The 14,340-nt window shown below is 64.1% G+C and carries 10 protein-coding genes and 3 pseudogenes; 4 read left to right on the top strand and 9 right to left on the bottom strand.

The genetic code is table 11. The annotated features are described in order from the left end of the window. Positions 1–48: 48 nt before the first annotated feature. Both B586_RS12840 and B586_RS12845 read right to left on the bottom strand, forming a co-directional pair. The gene (locus tag B586_RS12840) at positions 49–900 is read right to left on the bottom strand and encodes a CbiQ family ECF transporter T component (RefSeq protein WP_054879739.1); all 852 of its coding nucleotides are present in this window, start codon (positions 898–900) and stop codon (positions 49–51) included. Next, positions 897–2,951: an ATP-binding cassette domain-containing protein gene (locus B586_RS12845; RefSeq protein ID WP_211141489.1), complete on the bottom strand. Its 2,055-nt coding sequence runs from the start codon at positions 2,949–2,951 to the stop codon at positions 897–899. Before B586_RS12845 ends, B586_RS12840 begins: the two co-directional genes overlap by 4 nt. 119 nt (positions 2,952–3,070) lie before the next feature. On the opposite strand from B586_RS12845, the gene B586_RS12850 reads away from it, so the two are divergent. Further along, the gene (locus B586_RS12850) at positions 3,071–3,571 is read left to right on the top strand and encodes a MarR family winged helix-turn-helix transcriptional regulator (RefSeq protein ID WP_047315117.1); all 501 of its coding nucleotides are present in this window, start codon (positions 3,071–3,073) and stop codon (positions 3,569–3,571) included. Between the two features lie 115 nt (positions 3,572–3,686). Here the strand turns inward: B586_RS12850 and B586_RS21430 are convergent. Continuing rightward, positions 3,687–4,012: pseudogene (locus B586_RS21430) on the bottom strand (VIT1/CCC1 transporter family protein); the annotation flags it as partial. A gap of 608 nt (positions 4,013–4,620) precedes the next feature. Beyond that, entirely contained in the window at positions 4,621–5,106 is a 486-nt protein-coding gene (locus B586_RS12865; RefSeq protein WP_054879736.1) for an Rv1419 family lectin, read from the bottom strand. A 131-nt stretch (positions 5,107–5,237) separates the two neighbouring features. Here B586_RS12865 and B586_RS22780 point away from each other — a divergent pair, with 131 nt between their 5' ends. Together B586_RS22780 and B586_RS22785 are read left to right on the top strand one after the other, a co-directional pair. Continuing rightward, positions 5,238–5,498 (top strand): hypothetical protein, encoded by a 261-nt coding sequence (locus tag B586_RS22780; protein ID WP_054879735.1) that lies wholly within the window; start codon positions 5,238–5,240, stop codon positions 5,496–5,498. Beyond that, a pseudogene (locus tag B586_RS22785) lies at positions 5,477–5,903 on the top strand (hypothetical protein); the annotation flags it as partial. The gene B586_RS22780 and the pseudogene B586_RS22785, both read left to right, overlap by 22 nt. Here the strand turns inward: B586_RS22785 and B586_RS12880 are convergent. The 3 genes from B586_RS12880 to B586_RS22605 all read right to left on the bottom strand — a co-directional run bounded on the left by B586_RS12880 (position 5,900) and on the right by B586_RS22605 (position 10,947). Then, entirely contained in the window at positions 5,900–7,459 is a 1,560-nt protein-coding gene (locus B586_RS12880) for a nitrate/nitrite transporter (protein ID WP_156406772.1), read from the bottom strand. The pseudogene B586_RS22785 and the gene B586_RS12880 sit on opposite strands and share 4 nt — an antisense overlap. Before the next feature lie 181 nt (positions 7,460–7,640). After that, positions 7,641–8,117, bottom strand: a complete 477-nt coding sequence (locus B586_RS12885) for an LppP/LprE family lipoprotein (RefSeq protein ID WP_047315147.1) — start codon at positions 8,115–8,117, stop codon at positions 7,641–7,643. A gap of 64 nt (positions 8,118–8,181) precedes the next feature. Then, positions 8,182–10,947, bottom strand: a complete 2,766-nt coding sequence (locus tag B586_RS22605; RefSeq protein WP_082607619.1) for a molybdopterin-dependent oxidoreductase — start codon at positions 10,945–10,947, stop codon at positions 8,182–8,184. 295 nt (positions 10,948–11,242) lie between these two features. Between B586_RS22605 and B586_RS22105 the strand changes: the two are divergent. Further along, a pseudogene (locus B586_RS22105) lies at positions 11,243–11,400 on the top strand (sulfate adenylyltransferase subunit CysD); the annotation flags it as partial. A gap of 21 nt (positions 11,401–11,421) precedes the next feature. On the opposite strand, the gene B586_RS12895 reads toward B586_RS22105, so the two are convergent. Both B586_RS12895 and B586_RS12900 read right to left on the bottom strand, forming a co-directional pair. Continuing rightward, positions 11,422–13,305 (bottom strand): family 2A encapsulin nanocompartment cargo protein cysteine desulfurase, encoded by a 1,884-nt coding sequence (locus B586_RS12895; protein ID WP_054879732.1) that lies wholly within the window; start codon positions 13,303–13,305, stop codon positions 11,422–11,424. Next, a complete protein-coding gene (locus B586_RS12900) occupies positions 13,292–14,215 on the bottom strand; it encodes a family 2A encapsulin nanocompartment shell protein (RefSeq protein WP_047315112.1) in 924 nt (307 codons plus the stop codon). Before B586_RS12900 ends, B586_RS12895 begins: the two co-directional genes overlap by 14 nt. Positions 14,216–14,340 lie beyond the last annotated feature (125 nt).

Below are 14,340 nucleotides of genomic sequence, written 5' to 3' on the forward strand. Positions count from 1 at the left end.
TCTCGTGGCCAACCGTGCCCGCGTCAATCTCAATGCAATGCCCTACGCCTAGGCAGCGGTGTGCAAGATCGTCTCGAGCAGCACCGCGGTGCCGCTGGCAGCGACCGTGATCGCCAAGGTCACCCAATCCGCTAATTTCGGCCGGGACGGATAGGCAGATAGTTGACCGATGCCGCCACGGGCGGTGATCGCGTCACCCATTTCGTCGGCGCGCCGCAGCGTCACGGTGATGGCAGCGGCGAGCAGGTCGATCAGTTCCCTGGCGTGCCGCTGTCGACGAGCCTTGCGGCTGCGCGGAATTTGTTTGGGCCGCAACCGGCGAGCCGCGTAGAGCACCTGGAACTCGCCGATCAGCATCGGGAAGGCGCGTAGCGCGAGCGCCACAGCCACCGCCCATTCGTCGACCGGGATCCGCAGTATCCGCAACGGACGGCCCAAAGTCGCCATCGCCGGCCCAATTTCGGCCACATTGGTGGTCCACGACACCATCGCCCCCAGCCCAAGTAACACCACCGACCAAGCTGTGATGCGCAGGAAATTCAACGCCCCGCCGAGTCCGACTTCGACTCCGGCCATCGAGATCACCGGACTACCACCGGCCAGCGCAGCGGTGAAACCACCCAGCGCAACAATGATCCACAGCCAACGTGGTACCGACGGCAACGCGCCACGCGGAATGCGCGCGATCCGGGCCGCCGCGAACACCAGCGCCGCCATCACCCCGATCGTCACCCAACCCGGATAGCAGGTCAGCAGCACCTCCGCACCGAAAACAACCAACAGTTTGGTGCCGGCCCACAAATCGTGAATGGTCGAGGTTCCGGGTACCGGAACCAGCAACACCACCGGACGAGGGCGACGTCGGGGGACGTGTTGGTCAGATATCGAGGTTGAGGTCACGACGTACCCCCCGCGGCGGTCGACACCGATTCCAGCGCACCATTGCGTAAATGCAAGGTGCGCGGGCAGACGTCCTCCAGCCCGACGAAGTCATGGGAAATAACGACCACCGTCAGGCCCCGCTCACAGCGCAGGTCCTCCAGCAACCGCAGCAGGCCACGCTGGCTGACCGCATCCAACCCCGCCAGCGGCTCGTCGAGTATCAACGCGCGCGGCGAACACGCCAGCAGCCCGGCTAGCACCACACGGCGCATCTGGCCGCCGCTGAGCTGGTCGATGCGCCGCTTGGCCAGCGCGGGATCCAGCCCGACAACGCCCAGCGCAGCGGCCACGCGGTCTTCATCACGGGGCGAAAAGCCTGCCGCCGAAGCCACTTCCAGGTCGACGCGGCTGCGCATCAGCTGCAACCTGGCGGCCTGGAACGACAATGCCACCGCGCCGACTTGCTCATGGATGGGCCGACCATCGATCAGGCAGGCGCCGATCGTGGGAACCGTCAATCCGGCCATGATCCAGGCCAGCGTTGACTTACCCGAGCCGTTACCACCGTGGACCAGTACCCCGTCTCCCTGCTCCACCACAAAGCTGATATCGCGTAGCGCGGTCTTGGCCCACGGGGTGCCGCTGCTGTATTGGTGGCCAACACCTATGAGTTCGAGCACCGGTGCGTGCGGGCGGTGATCCACCGCGGCGGTCGATACCGGCGGCGCAGCGGTCGTGACCAGGTCGGCTATGTCGGCATTGTCGGGTGAGTCGCTGAGGTTGATCGTTCGGTCGGCGGTAGCGGCTTCGTTGTTGTAGTGCGTGATGTGCACCAAGGCGGTGCGGTGTCGTTTGGGGAGACCGGACAGCACACCGAGCAAGGCATCCCGACCCTGCTGGTCAACCATGCTGGTGACCTCGTCGGCGATCAGTAGCGCCGGCTCCCGGGCTAAGGCCGCCGCCAGTGCGAGGCGCTGCAGTTCACCGCCGGAGAGGCTGCCGGTGTCGCGTTCGGCGAGTGCTTCGAGGCCAACCTCCCTGAGTAACCGACCGACATCGACGTCGGTTCCCGGCGGCAACCCCCACACCACATCGTCGGCGACCCGGGTGCCCAGAACCTGGCTTTCTGGGTGCTGCAAGACGACCGCGGTGCCGCCAAGCTTGCCCAGGCCCACCGCGCCCGGGCGATCCACCGTGCCCGATGTCGGTTCCCGGCCGGCCAGGATCAGCATCAGCGTGGTCTTCCCGGAACCGTTGGAGCCAGTGACCGCGACATGTTCACCGACCCGCAAGTCCAGGCTGACCTCACGCAGTGCATCGTGACCGGCGCGCGGGTAACGAAAACGCACCTGGTCCAGCCGCACCGGAACCGGCCCGACCGGAGCGTCCTCGTTGTAAGCGCTCGGGGCGTCCAGCTTGTGGACGTCGGGGATGCCACGCATCCGCTCCAGTACGCGCGACAAGGCCCACCAACCAATCAACGACACGACCAGAATCGCGATGACGAAATAGCCGAGCAGCATCCACGGCCAGTACTGCAACCCGACGGCGAAATACCGCTTTAGCTGGACCGCGACCCACGGCAAACGCATCCAGGTCAGGGTGGTCGCGATGCCGTCCACGTTGGCGGTCATCACTTTAAAGATCAGGTGCCGCAGCCGACCCAGCACCGCCAGCGCGGCCACGTTGGCGGCGCCGAAGGCCAATCCGGCGAGCAAGGCCAGCGCAATCACCGTTGGTGCGCCCCGGCCGTTACGCTTGACGACTCCGGTCAGTCCACCGATATAGGCGCTGTTGACGACCGCCATGAAACCGCCCAGCCCGGCGATCAGAAAGGCAATGACCCCGGCCGCGGCCAGCGCGGCCATCAGCACCCGGAAGCGGTAGCGGTAAGCCAACAAGCCCATGGGCACGGTACCGAGTAGCGCCAGGCCGGCCGCGAAGGGGACGACGACCGAGACGATCGCGGTGACCGCGCACAGCGCTGCCAGGACCGAAGCCTGTGCCAATTCGCCCGGTTCCAGCGACCCGCCCTGATGATGCAAATGGAGCGGATCGGGCGCGGTCACTTTACCGATTGTGCCAGGCCCGAGCGCTAAGTCCGGCGCAGCGCACCGACCCGCTTGGGTTTTGGTATGACGGCACCGCCTAGTGGTCTCGCATAGCAAAGCTATGCAACGATGGATGCATGAATCTAGCCGCCCCGGCCCGTGACGCCGAGGTCAGCGAACCCACGAACGTTGAGCCCCAACAAGGCCTGGGAGCGGACCTACTCGCGGTGGTCGCGCGGCTCAACCGGTTGGCTACCCAGCGCATCCAAATGCCATTGCCTTCGGCGCAGGCCAGGCTGCTAGCCATTATCGAAGCCCACGGTGAGGCCCGCATCGGTGACCTGGCCGCTGTCGATCACTGTTCGCAGCCGACGATGACCACGCAGGTGCGACGGCTCGAGGACGCTGGCCTGGTAACCCGAACCGTCGACCCCGGAGATGGCCGGGCGATCCGAATCCGCATCACGCCGCAAGGGATTCACACGCTGACCGCGGTCCGGGCCGACCGCGCCGCCGCTATCGAACCACAACTGGCCCGGCTCGAGCCGGCGGACCGCCAGGTGTTGGCGGATGCGGTCGTGGTGTTGCGCCGCCTTCTCGAGAATGTTGCGGCAGCACCGAGCCGCAAGACACTGTGATCAACTCGATCGTTAGTGGATCACGCACCGGAAGCGGGTAGACACTTGGTCTGACGCGCACGCAGACCGGTGAGGAAAGGCGGCGGCCACGGCGCCGGACGGTCAAGCCACCCGCGATCAGCAGGACGCTGATCGCACGATTCTCGTCGCGGTGAATCTCGTCAGCCGCGGTCTGCGCGGTCTTCTCGGTCATGACCATGCCGACGAGCATGCTGACGAGTTCGGCCTGCTCCGCTGGTGGCCGGGTGCGTAGCGCTCGGCGTTCGACGTGCACCTCGGATTCAATCTGCTTGTGGCGGTGGTGACCGACGAGTATTCACCTAGCACCGTGGAGAACGCCCCGGCCAGCAGGCCGGCGATGCCGCTGACCGTGATCGCAGGGCCGCCTTCGCCAGCGGCCACCCCCGCGATCAGGCCGGTGTTGCCGACCAGGCCATCCATCGCGCCGAAGGCGGCGGCATGTAACGACCTTGAGTGTGCGTTGACGGCGTCGAGGGTGCATCCAGGGCGGCAGCACGCTAGCACCACCGCCCCACACGCACACTCAAAGCCCTCAGTGCACAGTCGACGCCACGACGGGACCGCCGATGACCGCAACCCTCAAACCAACCAAAGACACGCCTCGTCGGGCTGGGGCGAAACCCCGTTAGATGTACCGTCGGACGTGGCTGCAGTACTCGAGGTACTCCTGGCCATACCGCTGCCGCATGAAGTCTTCCTCCCGTAGCACTTGCCGGTGGATCAACAGGGTGGCGCCGGCTAGGTAGAGCAGGAGAATCCAAATGACACCAGGCTGAGCACCAGAATCACTACACCGACGAGGCACAGCCCCACTCCGCACCAGGCGATGATGGTTGATCGGAAGAATCTCTGCGTGCTGACCAACGGCCACCCGAAGGCGGCGGCGAACACCGTATAGAAGTAGAGCGGCCAGATAGTGTGGCATCACAAACACCAACTTTGGCCTACTGCTGCCCGGATTCAACACTGCATCCTCGATACCACCGACGACGTCGGATTATTGACCAGACCTACCGCGGCGAGCCCGGTCACGAAATAACATCCCACCCTTGGTCGGGTGCATCGGCGTTGCAAGAAAGACTGGCCGTGACCGGAGTCCCCGGATTCGCGCCGCCAGAAACGGTGAGGCAGGCATTGAGATAAGTCGTGACCTGGCCGTTGGGCTGGATGGTCCACTTCTCGGTATAGAAATCTATACAGGGCAGGACATGCACCCACCAGTTGTTCTCCATCGCCAGGCACTTCCCGGGAAAGGCCACGCTCTCAAGCTGCCCGACATCGGTGAGATTCCAGCGCTGAAAGTCCGACCCATTGCAGGGGTTGATCACCGTCGGGGTAATGACGACCGCCCAGCTGTCGCCCGGGGTGTCCAGACAAAAATTGCCTAATCGGCTTCTCAACTGGACCGGGCCGTCAGCGCTAGCCACACCAGCGTTGAGCGCAGCGACACCGCATGCAACCCCGACTACGGCAAGGACCCGACGCACACCGCTCGGCGACCACCATGTCTGCATTTCAGCTTCGCCCTTTCATCCTGATGCACCCTAGAGACCAGTATCATCCAGCTAGCCGGCACGGCAGAAGATCTTGGTGCCCGACGTGTTTCGAGGGTGAACAATTCCGCCCGCACTACACCCCGAACACCGTGATCGCCCGGGCCAAAGTATTCGAGCAGATGAAGCTCATCGCCGCTGCAGGCATCTCCGACGAAGGACTCCGCAAGGAGCACGGCGGCACCGGCGACGTCGGCGACGTCGGCGCTGCCCAAGAGTTCGTCACTCCCCCACCCCGACGGCCCGCAAGGACTACATCGGAAGCGCCGCCGAGACCGCCAGTGTCGCAGCTATTTTCGCGGGGCACGTTGATCCGTGGACGGGTCACGGTCGGCGGCGGCGGCTTCCGTTGATAGCGAGGTCCTATGCACTGCAATTCGCCCAAAACGAGCTGGTGTCTAGGTGCCATAAGCTGCAGACGTCCGACGTCACCGATGCCGATGCCGATGCCGATGAGCAACGCGAGCTAGAAGCGCGGGCTATCTGACCGAGAACCGGTTGACCGCATTGCGCGCCGACACCGACGTGTTCACGCGACAACCATGTGCTGAGCGGGTCGTAAAACGATGTCGGCTTTCGACGCATTCAACGCCGTGCAAAGTCATGTGCTGCACGCGGCGAGCGGCGCATATCACCGGGGGATCAACGACCGATGCCGCGCGCTGCAGACCTATGCCAAGACGTTGGTCGACGGTTTCGGGGTCCCAGAGCAGTTGCGTTACGCCGAGATGCTGCACCCCGAGAATCGGCCCGTCTAAGCTTCGGCCCCGATGAGCTCAGCTGGCTCCGACGCTGGCCGCAGACGCATTGGCGGCTTCGCCGTGCGGATGCCTGGCAGTGGTCGACGCACGTACATCTTCCAGGTCAGGACACCGGCCGCGGCGTAGCACAACATGAAGATCCAAAACGCCGCGGTCACCCCGCCAGTGCTGAGGTAGGACTCACGCAACGCCAGGTCGATCCCGACACCGCCGAGTGCACCGATCCCCGCGACGAAACCAATGACGACCCCGGAAATGACTCGTGACCAGTCGCGGCGCTCGGCGTCGTTGATCCCCAGGGAATGGCTGCAAGCCTCGAAAATTGTCGGGATCATCTTGTACACCGAGCCATTGCCCAACCCAGACAAGATGAACAGGGTGATGAATCCGGCGAAGTAGCTGGCCATCATGGCGTCCCTGATCGGGCCGCCGTGTGAGCCCTCGCTCATACCCAGTACCCCCAGCAACCCGGCGGCAACAACCATGGCAGCAAAAACCATCAGGGTGACGCGGCTGCCGCCGAGTCGGTCGGCCAGTCGGCCGCCCCAAACCCGGGCTACCGCGGCCAGCGTCGGTCCGATGAATGCCAGCTCGGCGGCGTGCAACGCGGCCTGAGCCGTGCTTTGTCCGCCGGCGACGAAGTTGGTTTCCAGCACCTGGCCGAACGCGAACGAGAAACCGATGAACGAACCGAAACTTGCCAGGTAGAGCAGCGCGAGAACCCAGCTGTCACGGGTGGAAACCACGGCGGACAAGATCGACCGGATGCGGGTCACCTCGACACGGTGGTGGTCAATGTTGTTCATGAACAACATCGCTCCGATCCCGGCGACTATCAACAGCACCACATAAAATCCGCACACAACATAGGGCTTTCGGTCACCGACGCTGGCGATGACCAGCATCCCGACCACCTGGATCATCGGCACCCCAAGATTGCCGGCCCCACCAGCGAGCCCGAGCGCCGCACCCTTGAGCCGATGCGGGTAGAAGGCGTTGGCGTTAGTCATCGACGCCGCGAAATTACCGCCGCCCAACCCGGTCAGTGCCGCGCACACCAGATACGGCCACAGCGGCAAGCCCGGATGCGCCAACAGCACCATGGTGGCAACAGTGGGGATCAACAGCACCGTCACCGAGAAAATCGCCCAGTTGCGGCCACCGAAGATCGCGGTGGCCAACGAGTACGGCATCCGCAGGCACGCCCCAACCAGGGTCGCGGTGGTGGCGAGCAGAAACTTGTCGCCCGCGGAAAAGCCGTATACGTCCTTGGGCATGAACAGCTCCATCACCGGCCAGAGCGTCCACACCGAATACCCCAGGTGGACTGTCAGGACCGACCAGAGCAGATTGCGCCGGGCGATGATTTTGTTGCCGGCCTCCCAGGCCGCTTGATCCTCAGCGTCCCAATGCGAGATGCGACACGCGCTCCCCACCCGCAGCCGGAAGCGGCTCGGCCTTGGACTGCCCCGATGGTCAGTGGGTACAGCTCTCGATCTGCGACCGAGGTCGCGCGGCGACTCCTCGGCTTGCAGCAGCACCTGCTGGTCCATCGCCCTCCTTAACCCGGCCGCGTGTGCAGCCACGGCCTCCCAGGGTGCCAGGCTTCCGGGCACAAGGCACTTCCCGGAGAGCCTGAAACTCCTGAGGAACTCCTGTAGAACTCCTGAAAACGCTGCCTGTCTGGGCGCACCGCTGAGCCGAAAAGATCAGCGCACCAAGACTACTGATGGACTACTGATGCGGGATCGCGCTGAGGGCTTGCAGCTTGCCGTCGGATCCGATCCGGAATCGCACTGTGCCAATACCGTTAGGGCAGCACGGCTGCTCGTCGCCGACCTGCCATTGATACTGAACCGTCACCGTATCGTCGCCGGGAGGCAGCACAGTTATGTAGGGCTTCGGGTTCGGGGTCGGTGTACCCAGCGGGGTGTTGTGGTCGAAAAACAACAACTGCTGGGGAGTCGACTCGGTGGCAATGCTGGGGATGATCTGCACCCAGTACAAGCGGCAGTTCCGGCTATGTCCCCGGGCGATTTCGACCCAGATCGATCCCGGAGTCAGGATCGGAACCAAAGCGATGGCCTGCTGCACCGTCTGGGTCGTCGGTCCGTCGGAGACTTTGCACGTGTCGGGCGACGGTGGTGATGGTGTCGGCGGCTTCCAGCCGCATCCGGCGCCTGCCAGACCTGGGCACAGACTCAACAACATCACGACCAGCTGACGCACCACCCCGCGAGCTTAGCGAAGCCTGTGAATCTGCCGTTTGTTCTTGTTATGCGACCGTGACGGAAATCGTCTGGATTGCGTTGCCGCCATAGCCGAGACGATTCCATTCGGGCTCCTCAGGCTGCGTGCGCCCAGCCTGGTCGGTCGCCCGCGCTCGCACTGTCGTGAGTGTGGGATGCCCCTGGGATTCGCATTGTGTGCACAGTTCCCACCATTGCCAGCTGTGCCGGCGGTGTTCGCCGAGCAGCCGTGCGGGCTGCCACGAACCCTCGCCGATGGCGACGTCGACCCGTTCGACTGGCGCAACCCCTGACCAAGCGACACCACGCACCACAAATTCACCTCCCGCCAGCAACGCGCCGTCTGCCGGTTCGGTGATCAACGCGCGGACGCGCTGCAAGCCAACGGGCTCGTGGACCACGGCGCCGTCCTGCTCCCATTCGTAGGTATACCGTTCCGACTGAAAAAAGGCGTCGAGCGGCTGTCCAATCACCTCGATTTCCGTCAGCCACTTGACCGAGGCCACCGCGTACCAGCTAGGAACTATGAGCCGTACCGGGCGACCATGCTGCAGCGGCAATGGTTCACCGTTCATCGCGTAGGCGATGAGGGCACCTGAGCCACGCGCGTCGTCCACCGATAGGGCGCGCTCGAACCGCACCGGTGCGGTTGCACCGGCAACCAATCCGGCATCGGCGCCGCGAAACACGACATCGTGGGCACCGGCCGTCAGACCCACCCGTCCCAGGATCTCCACCAGCGGCACACCCGTCCATTCCGCGGTGCTCACCGCCCCAAAATGCCACTGCTCACCATCGACCGGCGGATCGAAACCAGCTCGAGCGTTGCCGGCACATTCCAACGTGGCAACCAACGAGTGTGACGGCATGTTGTGCAGATCGCGCAACCGAAGCCGCAACGGCCGCTCAACCAGGCCACCGATCGACAACTCATATAGCTCGGGATCCAATGTCGGCGTTGCGAAGTGGTTGCGGACGTAAAAGCGGGCAACGGGCATCACGACACCACCGATTAACGCAGCGACTGATGTCTCACAATTCAGCGGCTCCTCCCGGTGCACAATCAGACCCGGGTCAGCGCCGTGGGCGACGACCGGCAGTCCGGCGGCAGCCCACGCGCACATGCCGCCCGCCAGATTGACGGCGTCGAAGCCCAACCGACAAAGCAACGCCGCCACCGCCGCCGACCTCCCACCCGACCGGCACACCACCACGATGCGGCGGTGGCGCGGCAATTCATGATGTCGAGCACGCACGCGTCCGGTCGGCAACAACATCGCTCCGGGCGCGTGCTCGGTACACCATTCATCGGGCTCGCGCACGTCAAGCAGCAGCGCACCGGCATCGACCATCGCATTGGCCGCTCGCGGGCCGACTTGTGGTGCGTCGTCGACGATGTCGCCGTTCTCTCCACACAATGCGAGCAGACCAGCGCTTTGCCAAGCGCCGAATCCTCCAAGCACGTCCGACACGTCGTCAAAACCGGACGCCGCGAGCGCGCTCGCGGCCACCATCGAGCGGTAGCCGCTGGCGCAATAGACGACCACCGGGGCTCCCCGATCGAGATTCGTTATCGACTCCATGAGGGACGCCAGCGGAATCTCAAGAGCTCCTGGGATCTTGCCACCCGTCACCTCGTGCGTACTGCGCACGTCTACCAGCTGCAAGTAAGGTTCCAAGCCACGCAATTCAGCAAGCTGCTCGATGGTCAATCGTGAAGTGGCCGCAACGAGATCCGGTCGTTGCGCCAAAACGCCTGCAAGGTCGCGTAATTGACCAACGACTCTATCGAACCCCACACGAGCCAGTCGGATCTTGGATTCACGCGCCAGCTCGACATCGCCGACCAACACAATGTCGCGGTCTGGTGACAAGACATGGCCAGCCCACTCGGCGAAACGTCCCTGCAGGCCAACATTAACCGCGCCGCGCAGATGCCCGGACGCATAATCGCCCGGCTCACGGCTGTCCAGAAGGATTGCTCCCGCTTGGGCGTGCTTGCACACGTCATCGACATCCAGCAGGGCTGGTGGATTTTCGTCGAGCAGCGGGCGCAACTCGCGATTGCGATGGGCAGCGAACTCAAAGTAACGCGGACGCACCGGCTGTCCGTTGGTCACCGCGGCAACAAACTGGTCCACGTCGATCGTCTGTAGCGCATAATTGGTCAGTCGCTGCTCGCCGATCGTCGAACTGGTCTCAGTCGACAGCTGCTTGCCGCATGTCGACCCGGCGCCATGCGCAGGAAACACCCGGGTAATATCGGGCAGCGTCAACAGCTTGCCGTGCAGCGAGCGGTACAGCGTTTCAGCGAGCGCATCCGCCGATAAGCCGGAAGCCAGCAAGAGATCTGGGCGCCCAACGTCACCGACGAATAACGTGTCACCGGTGAGCACCCCGTAGGGAATTTCATCGTTGGCGTGCTCGTAGATCACAATGCAGATCGACTCAGGAGTATGACCGGGTGTCGCGAGAACCTCAAGAGTCACTTCTCCGAGTGAGATCCGCTGGCCATCCCGCAATGGCTCAATCGGAAACGCAACGTCGGCGCCCGCACCGAAGGAGATCAGCGCACCGGTGGCGGCCGCCAGCTCCAAATGACCACTCAAAAAGTCGGCGTGGATATGCGTCTCGATAACTCGTTCGATGCTGAGCCCATGCTCAGCCGCTTCACCGAGGTAGTCGTGAATATCGCGGCGCGGGTCGACCACGACGGCGCGGCCAGTGGTCTCATCCCCGATCAGATAGGAAGCCTGCGACAAACAGGCTAGGTAGTGCTGGGTGAAGATCATTTGGCTTCCTCCTAGGCCTAATCAGTTCGAGGTTGACCGCCATGCGAATTCCTATCCGCCATGCCGAAACCCATCTGAGCATCCACCGCCACACCGCTCCGGTCTCTCGTTTGGCCATCGCCGCTGGCGTCAGCGTGCGGACGATTCAAGCTCGAACGCAAGACTTTCGCTCAGTGTGAAGGCAATTCCATGTCGTGCACCGTTTTCCGTCCGGCTACGTTTCGGAGTGACAGATGCCTGTCGACGAATGGGTTTACCGCTACCGGCCCAATCCCAGACTGACAGAAAGGCCCGCCGCGACGAGTTCGGCCGGTGGGATCCCCGTGCTCTGCGGGTATTCGCGCTGAGCAACTGGACCGGACTGGATGTGTGGCGCGACGTCCAGCTGAAAAGCCTTGAGCTACCGTCGATTTACGACACCATGAAAGGGAAGTATTCGAGCGCGACGGCGTTCACGATCTCTTGGACGACCGATCAGCCGACGCCTGCGCCGCCCTCCGCGATCCGACGCACCGCGTTGACGAAGACGTCGATCTCTTCAAACGTGTTGTAGAAGGCGAACGACGGACGAACGGTGGCCTCCAACCCGAGGCGCCGCAGAATTGGCTGTGCGCAATGATGACCGGCCCGCACCGCAATCCCTTCGGCATTGAGCGCCTTGCCCACCTCAAGCGGCTGGTGTCCGGCCAGCACGAACGACAGCACGCTGGCTTTCTCCGTTGCGGTGCCCACCAAGCGTACACCCGGGATGTCGGCCAGCCGGGGGGTCGCGTAGTCGAGCAGCGCGTGCTCATAGGATGCAATGCGCTCGACGCCTACCCGCTCGACGTACCGCAGCGCCTCTCCCAGCCCGACGGCGTCGGCGATATTGCCGGTGCCGGCCTCGAACTTGTTGGGTGGCCCCTGATAGAGCGACCGTTCCAGTGTGACATCGGCGATCATGTTGCCGCCGCCCTGCCACGGCGGCATCTCCGTCAGCACGTCCTCGCATCCGTAGAGCACACCGATCCCGGTGGGGCCGTAGATCTTATGTCCGGAGAATGCGAAGAAATCGGCGCCAAGCCCAGAGACATTGATCGGCAGGTGCGGAATCGACTGGGCGCCGTCGATCAGCACCCGCGCACCGTAGCGATGACCCAGCTCGACGATCTTCTCAACTGGCGTCACCGTGCCCAACGCATTTGATACCTGAGTCGCGGCCACCAGCTTCGTTCTGGGCCCCAGCAGATCCTCGAATTCCGACATCAACAAGTTGCCCGCATCGTCGACCGGTGCGACTTTGAGGATTGCCCCAGTCTGCTGCGAAAGCAGTTGCCACGGAACGATATTGGCGTGATGTTCGAGGTGGGTGATGACGACCTCGTCACCGGGTTGCAGATGCTTGCCACCCCACGCATAGGCGACCAGGTTGATCGCTTCGGTGGTGCCGCGCACGAAGATGAGCTCTTCGGACTTGGCCGCGCCGATGAAACGCCGCACTGTTTCCCGGGCTTCCTCGTAAGCATCGGTGGCCCGGGCCGCTAGTTCATGCGCCGCGCGGTGAATGTTGGAGTTCTCATGGGCGTAGAAGTAGGACAGCCGGTCAATGACCACCTGCGGTTTCTGGGTGGTCGCGGCATTGTCGAACCAGATCAGCGGCTTTCCGTTGACGGTCTCGGCCAGGATTGGAAAATCGGCCCGCACCGCGTTGACGTCGAATACCTCGTGCTGGTCGGGCAGCTGCGGCACCGGCTCGGGCCTATTCAGGAAGTGATAACTCGCCTCGTCACCGACCGGCGCGGCCGGCGGCGCAGCCGACCAACCCAGGTCCCCAACCGACGGGGCTTCGGGGCGCCAGCCCGGCGCTGATCCGCGCGGCGCCACCGGAACCGTCGGGGTCATCCCGGACAGCACCCCGGGCACCGTCGACACGATGCCCGAACTCGGCACCGCAAACGCCGTCAGATCCGCAACACCGGGTGGCAAGAACGGATCGGCTACCGTCTCCGTCGTCTCGGCTGCCGACGGCGCCGCGGTTGCGTCCGGCACGTTTCCGCGCGGCGCCACCGGCACCGTCTGCGGTGGCCCGGCCTCCGGCCCCGGCGAAGTTGGGGCCGGCACGTAGACGTCCGAGAGGCGGAGAGCCGGAACGCCAGGCGTGAGCGGATCCGAGGTGCCGGCCGCCGTCCGCCCGGCCGTAGCCGCGGCCGTCGTGTCCGGCACATTTCCACGCGGGGCGACCGGCACCGCCTGCGGCGGGCCATCAGACCCGGGCCGAAAGCTGGCCGCATACAACTGGGTGGCCAGCGCGGCCAGCTCGGCGCCGCTGACGGGCAACTCGCTTTCGGCGTCTACCGACCGATACTCACTTGTACTCATGGAACTGATCCACGGCGACGTCGTCAAGCACAGCCAGTGCGTCGTCAGTGAGGACCGCCAAGGACGTGTAGAGGGTGACCAGGTAGGTCGCGATCGCCGACTGGTTGATGCCGGTGAACCGCACCGACAGTCCCGGCGCCTGCTCGCCGACCAGCCCCGGCTGGAACAGGCCCACCACGCCCTGACGTTCCTCACCGGTGCGCACCAAGATGAACTTGGTCTTGCCGTCCTGCACCGGGACCTTGTCCGACGGAATCAGCGGAATGCCACGCCAGGTGATGAACTGGGCGCCGAACAGGCTCACGACCACGGGCGGCACCCCGCGGTAGGTGGCTTCGCGGCCGAACGCGGCGATGCCCTGCGGATGTGTCAGGAAAAAGCTCGGTGTCTTCCAGACCCTGGTGATCAGCGCGTCCAGGTCGTCGGGCGTGGGGGCACCGGCGAGGGTCCGGATCGTCTGCTCCGGGGTCACCTGCGCCAGCAGCCCGTATTCGGGGCTGTTGACCAGCTCGAACTCCTGGCGCTCCTTGATGGTCTCGATGGTCAGCCGCAGCTGCTGGGTGATTTGGTCGTGCGGGCTGGAGTACAGGTCCGACACCCGGGTGTGGATATCGAGCAATGTCGAAATCGTACGCAGCGTGTATTCCCGCGGGCTGGTCTCGTAGTCGACGAAGGTCTCCGGCAGCGGCGCCTCGGTGCCGGCACCGGCTTCGGCGTTGACCGCGACCCGCTCCGGGTTGACCACCCGGTTCACCCGATAGATACCCGCCTCCACCGGCACCCAGCTCAGCAAATGCAGCAGCCACCGCGGCGTGATCGTTGCGAGTTGCGGGACAGTCTTCGTCGCGTTGGCTAGTTGCCTGGCAGCAAGATCGCCGAGTGCCTGAGACTCATTCTGAGCGGACGTCATCCTGACCCTTCCATAGTTGATCGAATACAGCGGCTGACTTTGAACACCCCCGTGATGCCCACTGCAAAGCGGGCTCGCGCGCTGAGTGTAGGGAAGTTTATGGGTGCGCCAAACGGTTTAAACCA

Origin of the sequence: Mycobacterium haemophilum DSM 44634 (assembly GCF_000340435.2) — a bacterium.
GTDB classification, from domain to species: domain Bacteria; phylum Actinomycetota; class Actinomycetes; order Mycobacteriales; family Mycobacteriaceae; genus Mycobacterium; species Mycobacterium haemophilum.